The sequence below is a fragment of the Streptomyces sp. NPDC050315 genome, from assembly GCF_040655775.1.
Taxonomy (GTDB): domain Bacteria; phylum Actinomycetota; class Actinomycetes; order Streptomycetales; family Streptomycetaceae; genus Streptomyces.
Genome location: NZ_JBFAKN010000007.1, coordinates 21,783 through 39,974, shown reverse-complemented (window position 1 = coordinate 39,974; position 18,192 = coordinate 21,783). Strand labels below are relative to the sequence as shown.

At 71.3% G+C, this 18,192-nt stretch carries 18 protein-coding genes and 1 pseudogene; 9 read left to right on the top strand and 10 right to left on the bottom strand.

Annotated features, from left to right (window positions below):
* Window positions 1-2 precede the first annotated feature (2 nt).
* Together AB0I82_RS25550 and AB0I82_RS25545 are read left to right on the top strand one after the other, a co-directional pair.
* The gene (locus AB0I82_RS25550; protein ID WP_363259707.1) at window positions 3-1,331 is read left to right on the top strand and encodes a 3-oxoacyl-ACP reductase; all 1,329 of its coding nucleotides are present in this window, start codon (window positions 3-5) and stop codon (window positions 1,329-1,331) included.
* Window positions 1,331-2,203, top strand: coding sequence for a MaoC/PaaZ C-terminal domain-containing protein (locus tag AB0I82_RS25545; protein WP_363259706.1), 873 nt, complete (start codon window positions 1,331-1,333; stop codon window positions 2,201-2,203). The genes AB0I82_RS25550 and AB0I82_RS25545 overlap by 1 nt, the downstream gene beginning before the upstream one ends.
* Window positions 2,204-2,313: 110 nt before the next feature.
* On the opposite strand, the gene AB0I82_RS25540 is transcribed toward AB0I82_RS25545, so the two are convergent.
* The 7 genes from AB0I82_RS25540 to AB0I82_RS25510 form a co-directional block, all read right to left on the bottom strand.
* The gene (locus tag AB0I82_RS25540; RefSeq protein ID WP_363259705.1) at window positions 2,314-2,964 is read right to left on the bottom strand and encodes a TetR/AcrR family transcriptional regulator; all 651 of its coding nucleotides are present in this window, start codon (window positions 2,962-2,964) and stop codon (window positions 2,314-2,316) included.
* Window positions 2,965-3,127: 163 nt separating this feature from the next.
* Window positions 3,128-4,486: a dicarboxylate/amino acid:cation symporter gene (locus AB0I82_RS25535; RefSeq protein WP_363259704.1), complete on the bottom strand. Its 1,359-nt coding sequence runs from the start codon at window positions 4,484-4,486 to the stop codon at window positions 3,128-3,130.
* Window positions 4,487-4,813: 327 nt separating this feature from the next.
* Window positions 4,814-5,101 carry a DUF4229 domain-containing protein gene (locus AB0I82_RS25530; RefSeq protein WP_363259703.1) on the bottom strand — a complete coding sequence of 96 codons (288 nt, stop codon included), beginning with the start codon at window positions 5,099-5,101 and terminating at the stop codon, window positions 4,814-4,816.
* Between the two features lie 94 nt (window positions 5,102-5,195).
* Window positions 5,196-5,720, bottom strand: a complete 525-nt coding sequence (locus AB0I82_RS25525; protein WP_363259702.1) for a GNAT family N-acetyltransferase — start codon at window positions 5,718-5,720, stop codon at window positions 5,196-5,198.
* A 47-nt stretch (window positions 5,721-5,767) separates the two neighbouring features.
* Window positions 5,768-6,931, bottom strand: coding sequence for an aminofutalosine synthase MqnE (gene mqnE / locus AB0I82_RS25520; protein WP_363259701.1), 1,164 nt, complete (start codon window positions 6,929-6,931; stop codon window positions 5,768-5,770).
* A 53-nt stretch (window positions 6,932-6,984) separates the two neighbouring features.
* Window positions 6,985-7,440 (bottom strand): Lrp/AsnC family transcriptional regulator, encoded by a 456-nt coding sequence (locus tag AB0I82_RS25515; RefSeq protein WP_363259700.1) that lies wholly within the window; start codon window positions 7,438-7,440, stop codon window positions 6,985-6,987.
* Window positions 7,441-7,545: 105 nt separating this feature from the next.
* Window positions 7,546-8,283, bottom strand: a complete 738-nt coding sequence (locus tag AB0I82_RS25510; RefSeq protein ID WP_363259699.1) for a UbiX family flavin prenyltransferase — start codon at window positions 8,281-8,283, stop codon at window positions 7,546-7,548.
* Between the two features lie 135 nt (window positions 8,284-8,418).
* Here AB0I82_RS25510 and AB0I82_RS25505 point away from each other — a divergent pair, with 135 nt between their 5' ends.
* Window positions 8,419-9,003 carry a rhomboid family intramembrane serine protease gene (locus tag AB0I82_RS25505; RefSeq protein WP_363259698.1) on the top strand — a complete coding sequence of 195 codons (585 nt, stop codon included), beginning with the start codon at window positions 8,419-8,421 and terminating at the stop codon, window positions 9,001-9,003.
* 70 nt (window positions 9,004-9,073) lie between these two features.
* Entirely contained in the window at window positions 9,074-9,820 is a 747-nt protein-coding gene (locus AB0I82_RS25500; protein ID WP_363259697.1) for a DUF4870 domain-containing protein, read from the top strand.
* Window positions 9,821-10,117: 297 nt separating this feature from the next.
* Here the strand turns inward: AB0I82_RS25500 and mqnP are convergent, their stop codons facing one another.
* The 3 genes from mqnP to AB0I82_RS25485 are packed head-to-tail and all read right to left on the bottom strand — an operon-like array spanning window position 10,118 to window position 14,140.
* Window positions 10,118-11,020 (bottom strand): menaquinone biosynthesis prenyltransferase MqnP, encoded by a 903-nt coding sequence (gene mqnP / locus AB0I82_RS25495; RefSeq protein ID WP_363259696.1) that lies wholly within the window; start codon window positions 11,018-11,020, stop codon window positions 10,118-10,120.
* Window positions 11,017-12,474: a menaquinone biosynthesis decarboxylase gene (locus AB0I82_RS25490; protein WP_363259695.1), complete on the bottom strand. Its 1,458-nt coding sequence runs from the start codon at window positions 12,472-12,474 to the stop codon at window positions 11,017-11,019. Before AB0I82_RS25490 ends, mqnP begins: the two co-directional genes overlap by 4 nt.
* Before the next feature lie 22 nt (window positions 12,475-12,496).
* Window positions 12,497-14,140 carry an IS200/IS605 family accessory protein TnpB-related protein gene (locus tag AB0I82_RS25485; protein WP_363259694.1) on the bottom strand — a complete coding sequence of 548 codons (1,644 nt, stop codon included), beginning with the start codon at window positions 14,138-14,140 and terminating at the stop codon, window positions 12,497-12,499.
* A gap of 252 nt (window positions 14,141-14,392) precedes the next feature.
* Here AB0I82_RS25485 and AB0I82_RS25480 point away from each other — a divergent pair, with 252 nt between their 5' ends.
* From AB0I82_RS25480 to AB0I82_RS25460, 5 genes and pseudogenes are all read left to right on the top strand, one after another.
* Window positions 14,393-14,836 (top strand): PLD nuclease N-terminal domain-containing protein, encoded by a 444-nt coding sequence (locus AB0I82_RS25480; RefSeq protein ID WP_363259692.1) that lies wholly within the window; start codon window positions 14,393-14,395, stop codon window positions 14,834-14,836.
* 20 nt (window positions 14,837-14,856) lie between these two features.
* Window positions 14,857-15,285 carry a nucleoside deaminase gene (locus AB0I82_RS25475; protein ID WP_363259998.1) on the top strand — a complete coding sequence of 143 codons (429 nt, stop codon included), beginning with the start codon at window positions 14,857-14,859 and terminating at the stop codon, window positions 15,283-15,285.
* 36 nt (window positions 15,286-15,321) lie between these two features.
* Window positions 15,322-16,251 carry a 2-oxoglutarate and iron-dependent oxygenase domain-containing protein gene (locus tag AB0I82_RS25470; RefSeq protein WP_363259691.1) on the top strand — a complete coding sequence of 310 codons (930 nt, stop codon included), beginning with the start codon at window positions 15,322-15,324 and terminating at the stop codon, window positions 16,249-16,251.
* A gap of 78 nt (window positions 16,252-16,329) precedes the next feature.
* Window positions 16,330-17,790, top strand: coding sequence for an alkaline phosphatase family protein (locus AB0I82_RS25465; RefSeq protein ID WP_363259690.1), 1,461 nt, complete (start codon window positions 16,330-16,332; stop codon window positions 17,788-17,790).
* A pseudogene (locus AB0I82_RS25460) lies at window positions 17,786-18,166 on the top strand (DUF4291 family protein); the annotation flags it as partial. The gene AB0I82_RS25465 and the pseudogene AB0I82_RS25460, both read left to right, overlap by 5 nt.
* Between the last annotated feature and the right edge of the window lie 26 nt (window positions 18,167-18,192).

Genomic DNA, 18,192 nt, shown 5'->3' with positions numbered 1-18,192 from the left:
CAATGCCCGATCGCTACCTTCGTTTCACGCAGTCCGGTCCGGGCCGCTTCGTGACCCGGCGGCTGGGGCTGCCGCAGCCGGCGCCGCTGCACCGGTGGAGCGCGGAACGGCCGGTACTGGACGGACCGCTGCTGCATCTGACGGCGGGTAAGAGCGCGGTCGAGCCCGCGGCGGTACTGGGCCGCATCGGCCTCCCGGTGCACACCTCGCGGCAGGCCGGGGCACGGTACGCGGCGGTCGTCGTGGACGCCACGGGTGCGGGCGCTGTGGCCACGCTGCGCGAGGTGTACGAGGGGCTGCACCCGGTGCTGCGGTCGCTGACGGACGACGCCCGGGTGGTCGTACTCGGCTCCGCGCCCGACCCGACGGACCATCACCAGGCCGCGGCCCAGCAGGCCCTCGAAGGGTTCGTACGGTCGCTCGGCAAGGAGGTGGGCCGCGGCCGGACGGCCCACCTGCTGCGGCTGGCGCCCGCGTCCGCCGGGGCCGCGGAGTCCACCCTGCGCTTCCTGCTCTCGCCCCGGTCCGCATACGTGAGCGGGCAGGTCATCGAGGTCGCAGCGGCCGACGACGGGACCGTCCCCGGGGACTGGGACCGGCCGCTGGACGGGCGTACCGCGCTGGTCACCGGCGCCGCGCGGGGCATCGGCGCGGCGGTCGCGGAGACGCTGGCCCGGTACGGCGCGCGGGTGGTCTGCCTGGACGTGCCGCAGGCCGAGGCGGATGCGCGGGCGGTCGCCGAGCGGCTGGGCGGGCAGGCCCTCACGCTGGACATCACCGCACCGGACGCGGGCGAGCGGATCGCCGCCGCGCTCCCCGACGGGCTGGACGTCCTCGTCCACAACGCGGGGATCACCCGGGACCGGCGGCTGGCCAACATGGCGGCCGACCGCTGGGATTCCGTACTGGACGTCAACCTCGGCTCCGTCCTGCGGACCACCGACCACCTGCTGGCCGCCGGCACGCTGCGGCGCGGTACGGGCCGGGTCGTCGCCACCGCGTCCATCGCCGGGATCGCGGGCAACACCGGGCAGACCAACTACGCGGCGAGCAAGGCCGGGATCATCGGGCTGGTCCGCTCGCTGGCGCCGCGCGCCGCTGAGGAGTACGGCGTCACGGTCAACGCCGTGGCTCCCGGCTTCATCGAGACCAAGATGACCGCCGCCGTACCGCTCTTCATCCGGGAGGCGGGCCGCCGGATGAACTCGCTCGGCCAGGGCGGCCTCCCCGTGGACGTCGCCGAGACCATCGCCTGGCTCGCGAGCCCGGCCTCCGGCGGCGTCAACGGCCAGGTCGTCCGGGTGTGCGGGCAGAGCCTGCTGGGGGCGTGATGACGGACCTGACGCTGGAGCGCGCGCCGCGCCTGATGCCGGCGCTGGGCAAAGGGGTACTGACCGGGGTCGGCAAGCGGCCACGGCCGGACGCGCCGCTGCCCGCCGTACGGCTCACGCTCCCCGGCGTACGGGCGGACGCCGCACGCACCGCCGCCTACGCCGAGGTCTGCGGCTTCGGCGCACCCGGCCCGGTAATGCCGGTCACCTACCCGCACATCCTCGGCTTCCCGCTGGCCGCGCGGCTGATGAGCGCCCGGAGCTTCCCGCTCCCGATGCTCGGCCTCGTGCACACCTCGATCGAGATCACCCAGCACGCGCCGCTGTACGCGGACCGGCCGCTGGACCTGACGGTGTACGCACAGGAGCTGCGCCCGCACCGGCGCGGCACCGAGGCCGTCCTGGTCACGGAGGCGCGGCGGGACGGCGAATTGGTGTGGGAGGACCGCAGCACATATCTGGCCCGGCACCGCACATCGGCATCGGCATCGGCATCGGCCGAGGAGCGCACGGCGGGCGCGCCCGAGGCCGTACTGCCCCAGCGCCAGGAGTGGCACCTGCCCGCCGACCTCGGCCGCCGGCACGCCGCCGTCTCCGGCGACTACAACCCCATCCACCTCTACCCGCTGACCGCCCGCGCGCTCGGCTTCCCGCGTGCGCTCGCGCACGGCATGTGGACGGTTGCGCGGTGCGCCGCCGAGGCCGTACCGGCCGATACCCCGGCGCTGCGGCTCACCGCCCGCTTCCGCGCCCCGGTCCTGCTCCCGACGACCGTCATGTACGGCTCCGACGGCCACGCCTTCCGGCTGACCGGAGAATCCGGCCGGAAAGAGTGCATCCATCTGGAGGGGAACCTCCGAATACCCGGGTGACCCGCGCGCGGGTCGTCGCGGCGGCACGGCCCGGACCCCGCCGCGTCGCCGCGGCCGCCTCGCGCGGGGGCCGCTCGCGTTCGCGCGGGGTCACCCGCCGGGGCGCGGGGTCACCCGCCGGGCGCCCACCGCTCGCCGCCCATCAGCGGGCCCAGGCCGGTCCAGGCGAAGTTCATCAGCGTCGCCGCGGTCTCCTTGGCGGACGGGCGGGCGTCCTCCGGGCGGGCGTTGGCCCACTCGGCGAGCGACTCGGCGGAGCCGACGAGCGCATGGGCCAGCCCCGAGACCTCGCGCTCCGCCAGGTTCTCGTCGCAGCCCGCCTCCCGCGCGGCGGCCCCGATCAGCCCGGTCACGAACTCCACGATCTCCGCCCGCATCGCGGCGACCTCCAGGGCGAACGGCTCCCCGTGCGTACGCGCCTGCTGGTGCAGCACCGCCCACCCCTCCGGGTGCTCGGCGGTGTGCGCGAAGAAGCCCTTCAGCCCGCTCCACAGCTGCCGGTCGGCCGCCGCGCCCTGCTCCACGGCACCCCGTACGGCCGCGACCAGCGCCGCCGCCTCCCGCTGGATGACCGCGGTGAACAGCTCTTCCTTGGAGTTCAGATAGAGGTAGACCAGCGGCTTGGACACCCCGGCGACCTCGGCGATCTCGTCCATCGAGGCGGCCCGGTACCCCCGCCGCGCGAACGTCAGCACGGCCGCGTCCATCATCTGCTGCTCACGCACCGCCCGCGGCACCCGCTTGCTCTTCACGCCACCCACACCGAATGTCCTTCCACCCCACCGCTTACCGCCAAGTAAGTTTACGGACCCCCACCCCGGCGCGATGGTCGCCTTCGGGCCAGATGTCGATAAACCCCCGCACAACGCACCGCGCCCCGGAACCGAGTGGCTTCGGGGCGCGGTGCGGAGGTGCGGGGACCGGTCAGGCCGCGGGGGCCGGGGCCGGCACCTTCTGGTCGGCGTCGGTCGTGGCGGGCGCCGCGTCCGGGTCGCCGTCCAGGCTGATGCTGGTGGCGTTGGCGTAGGCCTCGCGGTCCAGGATCTTCTCCTTGGCGGCGACCAGGATCGGGATGACGGCCTGGCCGGCCACGTTGGTGGCGGTCCGCATCATGTCCAGGATCGGGTCGATGGCCATGAGGAGCCCGACACCGGCCAGCGGGAGGCCCAGCGTGGAGAGGGTCAGGGTCAGCATGACCGTGGCGCCGGTGAGGCCGGCGGTGGCGGCCGAACCGATGACCGAGACGAAGGCGATCAGGATGTAGTCGCCGACGTTCAGCGGGACGTCGAAGATCTGCGCGATGAAGATCGCGGCGAGCGCCGGGTAGATGGAGGCGCAGCCGTCCATCTTGGTGGTCGAGCCGAAGGGGACCGCGAAGGACGCGTACTCCTTCGGGACGCCGAGGCGCTCGGTGACCTTCTGGGTGACCGGCATGGTGCCGACCGAGGAGCGGGAGACGAAGGCCAGCTGGATGGCGGGCCAGGCGCCCTTGAAGAACTGCAGCGGGCTGACCTTGGCGACGGTCGCCAGCAGCAGCGGGTACACGCCGAACATCACCAGCGCGCAGCCGACGTAGATGTCGACGGTGAAGGTCGCGTACTTGCCGATGAGGTTCCAGCCGTACGTGGCGATCGCGTTGCCGATGAGGCCGACGGTGCCCAGCGGGGCCAGCCGGATGACCCACCACAGGGCCTTCTGCAGCAGTTCGAGGACCGAGCGGCTGAGCTTGAGGACCGGCTCGGCCTTCTCGCCCAGCTGGAGCGCGGCGATGCCGACGACGGCCGCCATGAAGACGATCTGCAGGACCTGCAGCTCGGTGAAGGGCGTGATGATGTCGGTCGGGATGATCCCGGTCAGGAAGTCGATCCAGGTACCGGCCTCGTCGGGCTTGGAGCCGTCGGCGGGCGTGAGGCCCGTACCGGCACCGGGGTTGGTGACCAGGCCGATGGCCAGGCCGATCGCGACGGCGATCAGCGAGGTGACCATGAACCACAGCAGGGTGCGGGTGGCGAGCCGGGCGGCGTTGTTGACCTGCCGCAGGTTGGTGATCGACACCACGATGGCGAAGAAGACCAGCGGGGCCACGGCCAGCTTCAGCAGCTGGACGAAGAGCTCACCGATCTTGCCGAGGGTGGTGACCAGCCAGCCGATGTCGCCGCTCTTGGCGATCCAGCCGAGGAGCACACCGAGGACGAGACCCAGCAGGATCTGCGCCCAGAAGGGGACCTTGGGTATTCGGGACGTCTTGGTGGACGACGCGGGGGACGAGGACAACGGGCACACTCCGGGTGCAAAACGGGCTTCGAGGAAAGGGCGTGGAGCGCCAGGAGGTCCGTACGGGATCTCCGGCCGCTGCGGTCGATGCTCAGCGGCGGCAACAGGCCGCGGACATGCAGCGGCAAAGATCGACGTGCAGGCGCACCACGAGCGGAACGCTCATGGCGAATCGGTGCGCGGCTGCTGTCATCATGTCCAACACGTTAACACTTGAACTTTGGGGTACTCAAAGAAAATCTTTGGCATCCCGGACTCCGGACAGGACGGGAAACGCCAACGCCCGCCCGGGGAGCGGAAACTCCCCGGGCGGGCGCTTGTGGTGTGTGAGGCGTCTTACACGCCGTCCTCCTGGCTGCGGTTGGCCGCGAGCCGCTCCTTCTGGCGGTCCACCTTGGCCACGATCTGCTGGGACATCGCGTCCCGCTGCTTGCGCAGCAGCACGAAGCTGAGCGGCGCGGAGATCACGATGGCGAGCAGCAGCAGCCAGATGGTGTTCGAGGCGCCGATGCCCAGCGGGATGACGCGGAAGTACGCGAGCACCCAGACGACCGCGAAGCAGGCGACAAAGAGGCCCAGGCGGGAAGCGGTGTACAGGAGTGCGGCGTGCTTCTGGCTGCTCACGGTCGGACCTTCTTCTCAACGACAACCGAAAGGGTCTGCATCCAGTCAAGCACAGCAGTCTGTGTGATCTTTCCCGCCCCCGGCCGCGGGCGTATCAGTGCAGCTCCTGCCACATGGTGATGTCGTCGCGGTAGTCGTCGTCGGCGACCTTGATGGCGTCGGGGACCCGGCCGACCTCCTTGTATCCGCAGGAGGCGTAGAAGCGGTCCGCGCCGGTGCCGCCGCGGCAGGTGAGCCGTATGGCACGTATCCCTTCGGTGGCGCGCGCGGCGCCCTCGACCGCCGCCATCAGCTCGCGGCCCACGCCCCGCCCCTGCAGGGACGGGTGCACCATCACGCTGTAGACCCACAGGTAGTGCCGCATGAGCCGGTGCGTGTTCTCGTACAGAAAGGCGGTCGCCAGCGGCGTACCGTCCGCGTCCCGGCCGACGACCAGGCGGGCCCGGCCCTCGGCCATCGCGGCCAGGTGCTTGACCAGCTCGGGACGGATGTCCTCGCCGGTCACGGGCGGCACGAACCCGACAGCCCCGCCGGCGTTCGAGACCTCCGCCCACAAGGAGCAGATCCCGTCGCGCAGTTCAGGAGTGACAGAAGGGTCCAGGTCGAAGCGCACGCTCATGACCTGGACCCTAAATCGTCACTCCGGTGACCGGAAAGCTCTTTCCGTCACACCCGCATCGGCTGCGGCTCCTCGCGGAGGTTCGCGTCCGGGCCCGGGTACTCGCGGATGATCTCGTACCGGGTGTTCCGCTCGACCGGCCGGAAGCCCGCGTCCCGGATGAGGTCCAGCAGGTCCTCGCGGGTGAGCTTGTTCGGCGTGCCGTAGTTGTCGGCGTCGTGCGTGATCTTGTACTCGACGACCGAGCCGTCCATGTCGTCCGCGCCGTGCTGGAGCGCGAGCTGGGTGGTCTGCAGGCCGTGCATGACCCAGAAGCACTTCACGTGCGGCACGTTGTCGAAGAGGAGTCGGGAGACCGCGAAGGTCTTCAGGGCCTCGGCGCCGGTGGCCATGGTCGTGCGGGCCTGCAGCTTGTTGCGGACCTTGCCGTCCTGCATGTCCACGAAGTCGTGCTGGTAGCGCAGCGGGATGAAGACCTGGAAGCCGCCGGTCTCGTCCTGCAGCTCACGCAGCCGCAGCACGTGGTCCACGCGGTGCCGGGGCTCCTCGATGTGCCCGTACAGCATGGTGCTCGGGGTCTTGAGGCCCTTCTGGTGCGCCAGGCGGTGGATGCGCGACCAGTCCTCCCAGTGGGTGCGGTGGTCGACGATGTGCTGCCGGACCTCCCAGTCGAAGATCTCCGCGCCGCCGCCGGTCAGCGACTCCAGACCGGCCTCGATCAGCTCGTCGAGGATGTCCGAGGCGTCCATGCCCGAGATGGACTCGAAGTGGTGGATCTCCGTCGCCGTGAACGCCTTCAGCCCGACGTTCGGCAGGGCTTCCTTGAGGGCCTTCAGGGAGCGGGGGTAGTAACGCCAGGGCAGGTTCGGGTGCAGGCCGTTGACGATGTGCAGCTCGGTGAGGTTCTCGTTCTCCATGGCCTTGGCCAGGCGGACGGCCTCCTCGATGCGCATCGTGTACGCGTCCTTCTCGCCCGGCTTGCGCTGGAAGGAGCAGTAGGCGCAGGAGGCGGTGCACACGTTCGTCATGTTGAGGTGACGGTTGACGTTGAAGTGCACGACGTCGCCGTTCTTGCGGGTGCGCACCTCGTGCGCGAGGCCGCCGAGCCACGCCAGGTCGTCGGACTCGTAGAGGGCGATGCCGTCCTCGCGGGTCAGCCGTTCACCGGCGTGGACCTTCTCCTCCAGCTCGCGCTTGAGCCCAGCGTCCATTCCGGTCCGCCTCCCATGTTTTCTACCGATACAAGCCTCAACCGAGCGTACGCCTACGACTCCTCGGGAAGTTCCCCGACCCGGTTCTCCCACTTCGTGGAGAGCACGATCGTGGTGCGCGTACGGGAGACGCCCTTGGTACCGGAGAGCCGGCGGATGGTCCGCTCCAGGCCGTCCACGTCGTTCACCCGGACCTTGAGCATGTACGAGTCGTCGCCCGCGATGAACCAGCAGTCCTCGATCTCGGTGAGGTCGCGCAGCCGGTGGGCGAGCTCCTCGTGGTCGGTGGCGTCCGAGAGCGAGATGCCGACCAGCGCCGTGACGCCCAGGCCCAGCGAGGCGGCGTCGACGGTCGCGCGGTAGCCGGTGATCACGCCGGCCGATTCCAGCCGGTTGATGCGGTCCGTGACGCTGGGGCCGGACAGGCCCACCAGCCGGCCGAGCTCCGCGTACGAGGCCCTGCCGTTCTCGCGCAGTGCCTGGATGAGCTGCCTGTCCACCGCGTCCATTGCGTCCCCGACCTTTCAATCTTTCCGCATTGCCACTACTGATTACAGAATCTAAGGCATGCAGGGCGATTTAGCCCGCAATCCCAGGTAAAAAACAGAGGTTGATCACTGACCTCTGGCGGCACCGCCCGCGTCACCAGCACCGCCCGCGCCGCCGATCTCGCCCGACCAGCGCCGGTACAGGCCGTGCGGCACGCCCGCCGCGTCCAGCGCCCGGCCCGCCACGAAGTCCACCAGGTCCTGAAGGTGCGTCGCGCCCGCGTAGAACGCGGGCGAGGCCGGCAGCACCACGGCGCCCGCCTCGTCCAGGGCGACCAGGTGCTTGAGGGTCTGCCCGTTCAGCGGCGTCTCGCGCACCGCGACGATCAGCTTCCTGCGCTCCTTGAGCGTCACGCTCGCCGTCCGCTGCAGCAGATCCTTGGAGAGCCCCAGCGCCACCCCGGCCACGCACGCCGTGCTGGCCGGCACGATCAGCATGCCCTTGGCCGGGTACGAGCCCGAGGACGGGCCCGCGGCCAGGTCACCGGCCGGCCAGTGCCGTACGTCCGCGAGGTCCGCCTCCGTGACCGGGAAGGTCTCCGGCTTGCCGTCCGCGCCGCGCGCCAGCCATTCGCGCAGGTCCGCGCGCCAGTGCGCATCCCGGAAGGAGATCCCGGTCTCGTCCAGCAGCGTCAGCCGCGAGGCCCGGCTCACGACCAGGTCCACGGCCTCGCCCGCGGCCAGCAGGCCGCGCAGCACGGACGCGGCGTACGGGGTCCCGGACGCGCCGGAGATCCCGACGACCCACGGCCTGCGGGGACTCGTACCGGCGTGCTGACTGGTGACGTTGTGCGGCGGCTCCACGGCACCGAGCCTATCCGGCGGAACCAGGAGCACCGTCACAGCCGTTCTTGCCTGTGAGGGCGCGCGGCCGTCGCGCGGACCTCGGCGGACATGCCGGTACGGCGGACACCGGCCGGCAGGCGAGGAGGGCCCGACATGGGAGGACGCGCCAAACCCGCTGCGCTGCTGGTGCTGGCCTGGGTCGGGCTGCTCTGGCTGCTGGAGGCGGTGGACGTGGCCACCGGGAACGCGCTGGACACCTTCGGCATCCGGCCGCGCGAGCTGGGCGAGCTGGTCGACGTGCTGCCGGCGACCGCCGTGCACTTCGGCTTCGCCCACCTCATGGCCAACACCCTCCCGCTGCTCGTGCTCGGCTTCCTGGCCGGGCTGCGCTCCGGGATACGCAGACTGATCGGCGTCGCGCTGTTCATCGCCGTCGTCAGCGGCCTGGGCGTCTGGCTGATATCGCCGCCGGGCAGCAATACCGCGGGCGTCTCCGGAGTGATCTTCGGGCTCTTCGGCTACCTCGTCGTGCGCGGCTTCATCGAGCGCAAGGCGCTGGACATCGCCATCGGCGTGCTCGTCGCGGTGCTCTACGGCTCGATCCTGTGGGGCGCCCTCCCGGCCTCGAACGGCATCAGCTGGCAGGCGCACTTCTTCGGGCTCGCCGGCGGGGCGCTGGCCGCGTACGTCTTCCGGGTGCGGACGCCGGGCCTCCGCACGGGAGGCCGCGTCCCGTAGTCTCAGGACGCGGCAGCGCCGGGCCATGGCGCGCCGCCCACACCAGTCACATCATCGGGGGGATCAGCCCGTGGTCGAGTTCGACAAGTCCGCATCCGAACCGCCGTCCGAGGGACAGCCGCCGCAGCAGAACGGCGGCCAGCAGCCCTACGGCCAGCAGGGGCAGCAGCCCTACGGCCAGCCCTACCCGCAGCAGGGGCAGCAGCAGCCGTACGGTCAGCCGCAGGGGCAGCAGCCCGGCTACGGCTACCCCGGCCCGCCGCCCGGCCCCGGCCAGCAGGCGCCGTACGGCGGTCCCGGCGGTCCCGGCGTGCCCGGCCCCGGCGGCCCCGGCTGGGGCTCCCAGCCCCCCGGATACGGCTACTCCGCCCCGACCCGGCCCTCGACCGGCCCCGCGATGTGGTCCCACCTCGGCGCGGTGCTCACCGTCTTCGTCGGCACGGGCATGTGCTGCATCGGCATGCTGTGCGGCTGGATCGCCCCGATGGCCATCCGGAACAACGCGCAGAACGAGCACGACCCGTACATCCGCCACCACTCGGCCCAGGGGATGAACTACGGCATCACCCAGGCGATCATGGCGGTGATCACCGGCGTGCTGTACTTCGCCGTGGTGATCACCGCGGGCGTGACCGCCGACTCCGGGACCGGTGACCCGGGTGCGGTCTTCTTCATCCCGCTGATCTGCTACATCGTCCTCTTCGGCGCGTACTGGATCACCGCGCTGGTCTTCGGCATCATCGGCACGGTGAAGGCCAACAACGGCCAGATGTGGTCCTACCCCAAGTTCCTGTCCTGGCGCTTCGTCAAGAACTGACGCCGCACGGCGGACGTGCGGAAGGGCCGGTACCCGGGTGGGTACCGGCCCTTCCGTATGCAGCGGATCAGCGCTGGATCACCGGACCAGCGCCGGATCAGAGCCGGACCAGCGCCCGATCACCGGAACAGCGCCGGATCAGAGCGTCAGCCCCCGCCCCTCCCTCGGAGCGTCAGCCCCCGCCCCTCCCTCGGAGCGTCGGCCCGCGCCCCTCCCTCAGAGCGTCAGCCCGCGCCCCTGCGCCATCCCCCTCCCCCACCCCTCAATGGGTGGGTGGGAGTCTGGGCCAAAGGGTAGTCAGAGCGTGAGGCCCCGGGTTACGAGATCGAGCAGGCTGCACACGAACAGGGCAATGCCGATGAATCCGTTGACGGTGAAGAACGCGCGGTTCAGGCGCGACAGGTCGTGCGGCCGGACGATCGTGTGCTCGTACAGGAACGCGCCCGCGACGATCACCAGGCCGACCCAGAAGAACGCACCGGCGCCGGTGGCCAGCGCGTACCAGACCAGCAGCACCATCGTGACGACGTGGCAGGCGCGCGCGCCGTACAGCGCGCCAGGGATGCCGAAGCGGGCCGGTACCGACTTCACGCCGTGCGCGCGGTCGGCCCGCACGTCCTGGCAGGCGAAGATCAGGTCGAAGCCGCCGATCCAGACGCCCACCGCGAGACCGAGGATCACCGCCTCCCACGACCAGCTGCCGGTGACCGCGAGCCAGGCGCCGATCGGGCCGATGGCCTGGGCGATACCGAGGATGGCGTGCGGGAAGTTCGTGAACCGCTTGCCGTACGGATAGACCACCATCGGCACCACCGCGACCGGCGCCAGCGCCAGGCACAGCGGGTTGAGCAGCGCGGCGGCGCCCAGGAAGACGACGACGGCGACCAGCGCGCCGGTCCAGGCGGAGCGGACCGAGACCGCGCCGGTGACCAGCTCGCGGCCCGCGGTGCGCGGGTTACGGGCGTCGATCTCGCGGTCGATGATGCGGTTCGCGGCCATCGCGAAGGTCCGCAGTCCGACCATGCAGACCGTGACCAGCAGCAGCCGGACCCAGTCGATGCTGCCGCCGTGCAGGAACATCGCGGTGAGCGAGGCGATGTAGGCGAAGGGCAGCGCGAAGACCGAGTGCTCGATCATGACGAGCCGCAGGAAGGCCCGGGTGCGGCCCGGCTGCGGGATCGCGGCGGCGGAGGCGCTCACAGCCCGTACTCCTTCCAGCGCTTGGTGACCCGTTCGGAGATCTCCGGGTCCGAGACGATCATCTGCGGCCAGCCGCCGTCCCGGGTGTAGCCCTCCTCGGGCCACTTCGCGGTCGCGTCGATGCCCGCCTTGCCGCCCCAGAACTGCTGGTACGAGGAGTGGTCCAGGTGGTCCACCGGGCCCTCCACGACCGTCAGGTCGCGGGCGTAGTCCGTATTGCCGAGCGCGCGCCAGGACACCTCGTGCAGGTCGTGCACATCGCAGTCGGCGTCGACCACGATGATCAGCTTGGTCAGCGACATCATGTGCGCGCCCCAGATGGCGTGCATGACCTTCTGCGCGTGCTTGGGGTACTTCTTGTCGATCGAGACGATCGCGCAGTTGTGGAAGCCGCCGGACTCCGGGAGGTGGTAGTCCACGATGTCCGGGATGATGATCTTGAGGAGCGGGAGGAAGAACCGCTCCGTCGCCCGGCCCAGCGGCCCGTCCTCCGTCGGCGGCCGGCCGACCACGATCGACTGCAGCAGCGGCCGCTTGCGCATCGTGACGCAGTCGATGGTGAGCGCGGGGAACGGCTCCTGCGGCGTGTAGAAGCCGGTGTGGTCGCCGAACGGGCCCTCGGGCAGCATCTCGCCCGGCTCCAGCCAGCCCTCCAGTACCACCTCGGCATTGGCCGGGACCTGGAGCGGCACGGTCTTGCAGTCGACCATCTCGATCCGCTTGCCCTGCACGAAGCCCGCGAAGAGGTACTCGTCGATGTCGCCGGGGAGCGGCGCGGTCGAGGCGTACGTCACGGCCGGCGGGCAGCCGAAGGCAATGGCGACCGGCAGCTTCTCGCCGCGCTTGGCCGCCACCTGGTAGTGGTTCCGGCTGTCCTTGTGGATCTGCCAGTGCATCCCGATGGTGCGCTTGTCGTGGCGCTGGAGGCGGTACAGACCGAGGTTGCGGACGCCGCTCTCGGGGTCCTTGGTGTGGGTCAGGCCCAGATTGAAGAACGAGCCGCCGTCCTCGGGCCAGGTGAACAGCGCGGGCAGCTGCTCCAGGTCGACCTCGTCGCCCTGGAGCACGACCTCCTGGACGGGCGCGCCCTCGCCCTTCACCTTCTTCGGCGGTACGTGCGTCATGTTCGCGAGCTTCCCGAAGGCCTCGCGGACGCCGACGAAGCCCTGCGGCAGCTCGGGCTTGAGCAGGCCGCCGATCTTGCCGCTGATCTCGTCGTAGGACTTCAGGCCGAGCGCCTTCAGGAGGCGGCGGTCGGTGCCGTAGACGTTCATGGCCAGCGGCATCGCCGAGCCCTTGACGTTCTCGAAGAGGAGCGCGGGGCCGCCGGCCTTCTGCACCCGGTCGACGATCTCCCCGACTTCCAGGTGGGGGTCGACCTCGGCCTTGATGCGCTTGAGGTCACCTTCGCGGTCGAGCGCCCGGAGGAACGAGCGAAGATCGTCATAAGCCATGCGTCCCAGTATCCGGTACGCACTACCGTTCCCAGAAACTGAGTGGGAGTGAGTCCTGCTGCCAGGACTGCTGCTCAGCCGCACGCCCCGAACGGTGCTGGGCATGCTGGTTCCCCGCTTTCGCTCCGCTGCCGGGCGGCACGCATCTCGTACGTGGTCCGGGGCTACGGGGGCGGGGTCCCTCACGCCGCCGGGTGTCCGGGCCCGCCTGGGCGGTCCGATGCCCGTATCCATCGCTCTGGTGGATACGGGGCGGTGCCGTCCGTCGCCGGATCGGATGCCCGAGGGCGCGTCTCCCGATCGCGATACTCGCCGCATCGTGCCGGGAAACCTTGCGGTTGCTGCTGGTCAGGGGCTGTTGCCAGTGCTGGGCGCCCCAGCGGGAGGTGTAGGCCGGGTCCACCGCGACGAGCGCAATGTCCTGCTCGGCGGTCATCGCCACCAGACGGGCCCTGAGCTTCGCGGTGGGGAAGCGGGAGATGAGGCGACGGAAGCGCTTGTTGCGGCCGTGCCGCTCCCTGCTCTTGCCGTCGGCGAAGTCGAGGTCCTCGATCGCGACCGCCACGGCCCCGCAACGGCGCGTGTAGTGCAACAGGCGGGTGAGGGCGTGCCGAATCCGGGCGTCCCGGTGCTGCGCCGTACCGGAAAGGTCGTAGAAGAAGCGCTGGGGCTCGCCGACCGGGTTGCCGTGCGCGTCCAGGCGCCACGCAGCGAGGTGATCGTCGTTCATGTCGATGGCGACCACCCCCTGGACGAGGGCCGCCTCCAGCGGCAGTACTGGTGCGGCGGCGCGCTGCCAGGAGGCTGTCACGTACCAGCGGCCGCGGGCCACGTCGTGGTGGATGCGGTAGGCCACCGCCCGGTCCGCGGTGATCCGGTCGTGCCACTCCTCGCCCCGGTGCCGGAACGTAACAGTGGCATCGAGCACGTAGCGGCCATGCGGGGCGTTGGCCAGGTGGGCCAAGGCGGCCGGAAGCCTGATCGAGAGCTGTCCGGCGTCGGTGATGCGGATTGTTTCGTTGCCAAAGCGCTTTCCGGACTCGCCGTCCGCGGCCAGGAACATCCGCGCTGATCGCCACCGCTGCCGCCACCCGGGCTCGTCCAGCCCGGCCTCACCCAGGTGGTGGCGCAGCCGGGCAAGCCGCTTGCCGCCACGCACCACGTGCACGTGGCCCGCTGCCCAGTCCGCGGCCAACGCCACCAGCCGGTCCGTCAGGGCGTGCAGACGACGGGACTTGGCGTGCCACTCCTGCCGGGTGGCGTACCCGCGCGCGAGCCCTCCGCGTTTGTCGGCCTTGGCGCCCAGCGGGCGGGCCAGCCGGGCCCTGATCTGCGTGATCTGCCCCCGCAGCCACGCCATCTCAGCGGCCTGCCCGCGCCTCGCCAGCGCCCACTGGTCGTGCGTGGCCTTGGTGATACTGCCCGCCCACCGAGCCGACGAGACCCCCGTCAGAGCCCGCTTTCGTACCGCCCACGCGGTGGCATCGTGATCCGAGCCCTGCCGGCACCGCGCCGCCAGGTCACCGGCCGCCAGCGAACCCAGCAACACACCGACCTCGGCCAGCACCACCGCGTCCGCCTCCGACACCCGCAGCCGGGCCCGGGCCGCCACCCCCGCCGGGCCGGGCACCACGAACGACGCCGCCACCTCCCGCACCCCACCCACCCCCGCCCAGTTCCACGCCGAAGATCCGTCACCACGCCCAACGAGCACCACTTGCAAAGGTCACGGGTTCGACCCAAGAACACTTATTCCCACGGGGGGGCCGGCCGCGCCCCGTTGCCGAGTCCGCCCGCCGCACACTCCTGTACAGCAGAGCTCACCAGAACTCAGTAAACGGGAAGCAGTTCCCTATCCTGGACTGGTCACTGGGCCGCGCTCACCGGCCCGCCCGGCCACTCCCAGGGGGAGCGAGACATGCTGCGGGTGCTGATGATCCTGGTGCCGCTGGCACTGAGCATCTACGCGTTCATCGACTGCGTCACCACCGATGAGAAGCATGTGCGCCACATGCCGAAGGTGCTCTGGGCGATCCTCGTACTGCTCTTCCCGCTGGTCGGGTCGGTGTCCTGGCTGATCGCCGGGAAGAACCGGGCGGCGCTGGCCGCCGAGGGCCGCGCGTCGGGGCGCGGCCGGGGCGGCTGGGTCGCGCCGGACGACAACCCCGAGTTCCTGGAGAAGCTGGGCACGCAGGAGCGGGCGCAGCGCAAGGACGAGGACGAGGCGCTGCTCAAGGACTGGGAAGCGGACCTGCAGCGCCGCGAGGAGGAGCTGCGGCGGCGCGAGTCGGCAGACGGCGAGGAGCCCGGGGAGCGCAAGGAGACCGGAGAGCGCCGGGAGTCCGGGGAGCGGGACGAGTGAGCGGCCCCGACGCCTCCGCGATGCTGGCCGTCGCGGTGGCCGAGGCCCGGGCCGGGCTCGCTTCCGGCGGCATCCCGATCGGCGCCGCGCTGTACGGCGCGGATGGTGCGCTGCTCGGGCGGGGGCACAATCGCCGCGTGCAGGACGGCGACCCGTCGGTGCATGCCGAGACGGCCGCGTTCCGGGCCGCCGGACGGCAGCGCTCGTACAAGGGCACGACCATGGTCACCACGCTCTCGCCCTGCTGGTACTGCAGCGGGCTGGTGCGCCAGTTCGGGATCTCCCGGGTGGTGATCGGCGAGGCGGAGACGTTCCACGGCGGGCACGACTGGCTGGCCGAGCACGGCGTGGAGGTCGTCGTGCTGGACGACCCGGAGTGCGTCGCGATGATGCGCGCCTTCATCGCGGACCGGCCCGAGCTGTGGCACGAGGACATCGGCGAGGAGTGAAGAAGAGAACCGAAGAGGGCCGAAGGGAGGCCGGCGATGAGTGACGCGATTCCCGTCATCGACCTGGGCGCGTGGCGGGCCGGGGACGACCGGGCACGGCAGGCCCTCGCCAGTACCGTCGACGTCGCGCTGCGCACCGCCGGGTTCCTCGTCGTCACCGGGCACGGCGTCGACGCCGGGCTGCGGGCGGACATCCGTACGGCCGCCCGGCGGTTCTTCCGGCTGCCGACGGCCGTCAAGGCGCCGTACGCGGTCACGGTCGGCGAGCGGGGCTGGCTGGGGCCCGGCGCGGAGGCCAACGGGTACGCGGAGGGGACGGAGACACCGCCGGACCTGAAGGAGTCGCTGTCCTTCGCGTCCGACGAGCCGACGGGGAACGCCGCCGTGGACGCGGAGTGGTTCCTGCCGAACACCTGGCCGGCCGAGGTGCCGGAGCTGCGGCCGCTGGTGGAGCGGTACACCGGCGAGATGCGGGCGCTGTCCGACCTGCTCCTCGAAGTGCTGGCCGGCGCGCTGGGCGAGCCCGCCGACTTCTTCACCCGGCACACCGGGCACCCCACCTGGGGCTTCAACGTCAACTGGTATCCGGGGACGGAGGTGGTCGGCGCGCCGCTGCCGGGCCAGTTCCGGATCGGTCCGCACACCGACTTCGGCACGGTCACCGTCCTGGACCGGCAGCGCGGCAAGGGCGGCCTGCAGGTCTTCACCGACGCGGACGGCTGGACGGACGCGCCCTGGGCGCCGGACTCCTTCACGGTGAACATCGGCGATCTGATGGCGCGCTGGACCGGCGGCCGCTGGCAGTCGGGGCGGCACCGCGTGCTGCCGCCGCCGGCCGACGTGCCGGCCGAGGAACTGATGTCGCTGGTGTACTTCTACGAGTGCGATCCGGGGACGTCTCTCGGCGGCCTGCCCGACTCGCATGTCTATCTGCGGGAGAAGCTGACCGCGATCACGGTCGGCTGACGGGGCCGGACCCGGCTCTCCGACACCACGTACCTGAGCCTCCGTCAGGAAGCGGTGGGCCCGGCTTAGGCTCCAGCCATGATCGTCTCCGGCGGACGTGCCCGGTCGGGGCACTGCCCCAGGCACCTGACCCGACGCAGACTCCTCGGCTCCGCCGCGGGCGCGGTGGGCGGCGCCGCGCTGTCGCTGCTGCCGCCGAGCGTGCGCAAGGCGGTCGCGGCCGGGCCGCCCCGGCACGGCTCGCCGGAGGACATCGAGCACGTCGTGCTGCTGATGCAGGAGAATCGTTCGTTCGACCACTACTTCGGGACGCTGCGCGGCGTACGCGGCTTCGCCGACCCGGAAGCGCTCACCCTCTCCACCGGCCGCTCGGTCTTCCACCAACCGGACGCCGAGAATCCCGCCGGCTACCTGCTCCCCTTCCACCTGGACACGCACAGGTCCAGCGCGCAGGCCATCCCCTCCACCAGCCACGCCTGGTCCGTGCAGCACGAGGCGTGGCACGGCGGGAAGATGGACCGCTGGCTGCCCGCGCACCGCAAGGCGGACGGGAAGAACGGCCCGTACGTGATGGGCTATCACACCCGCGCGGACATCCCCTTCCACTTCGCCCTGGCCGAGGCGTTCACCCTCTGCGACCACTACTTCTGCTCGGTCTTCGGGCCCACCTGGCCGAACCGGCTGTACTGGATGACCGGCACGATCGACCCCGGCGGCACCCGGGGCGGCCCCGTCTACAACAACACCGCGCGCCGGCCGTTCCGCTGGACGACGTACGCCGAGCGGCTGCAGGCGGCGGGCGTGAGCTGGCAGGTGTACCAGCAGGACGACGACTACGGATGCAACCTCCTGGAGCAGTTCCAGAGCTTCCGGGACGCCGGGCCCGGGGACCCGCTGTACGAGTACGGGGTGCGGCCGCGGCCCGCGGGCACCTTCGAGGACGACGCGCGGAACGACCGGCTGCCGGCCGTCTCCTGGATCATCCCGACGGCGGCGGAGTCGGAGCACCCGGACTATCTGCCGGCCGCCGGTGCCGCCTTCGTCGCGCGGACGGTCGAGGCCATCGCCGCCAACCCGAGGGTCTGGCGGAAGACCGCGTTCATCCTGAACTACGACGAGAACGACGGGCTCTTCGACCATGTGCCGCCGCCGGTGCCGGCCCCCGGCACGAAGGACGAGTTCGTCGGCGGGCTGCCGATCGGCGGCGGCTTCCGCGTCCCGTGCCTGATCGTCTCGCCGTGGACGGTGGGCGGCTGGGCCGCGGGCGAGCCCTTCGACCACACCTCCGTACTGCAGTTCCTGGAGCGCTTCACCGGCGTCGAGGAGCCCAACATCTCCGACTGGCGCCGGGCCACCTTCGGCGACCTGACCTCGGCCTTCGGCTTCGGCCCCGCCCGCCGCCCACCACGGCTGCCCCGCGACACCACCGAGCGCCTGACAGCGGCCAAGCGGGAGACCGCGACCCTGCCGAAGCCGGTACTCCCCGGCACCGACCAGTCCCCGCCCCGCCAGGAGCGCGGCGGCCGCAAGCGCCGCTGAAGAGATCGACCGGGCCGGCTTCGACTGGGCGCTGGAGCACGCCTGCCTCTCGCACTTCGACCCGGCCGAGCACGCCGACCGCGCCACCTGGAAGCGAGCCCTGCGCGAGTCCCCCGCCCGTGTCCAGTGGGACCCGGAGCGCGACCTGCACCTGCGCCCGCTCCCCCACCGGTCGCTGCAGCTCGGGCTCGCGGGCGAGGCGGCCCGTCGGTACGCCGACGAGTGGATCGTCGCCATCCGCGATGTCACCCCGCTCGCCCGCCGGGTCCACGCGCACGTACGGGACGGTGACCTGGCGGCGGCGCGTGCGCTGCTGCCGGAGGAACGCCCCTACCCGGCCCCGGAGTCGACGTCCGCTGTCAGTGCCGTGGCCTAATCTTCTGCTCGGCGCGACGAACCGGC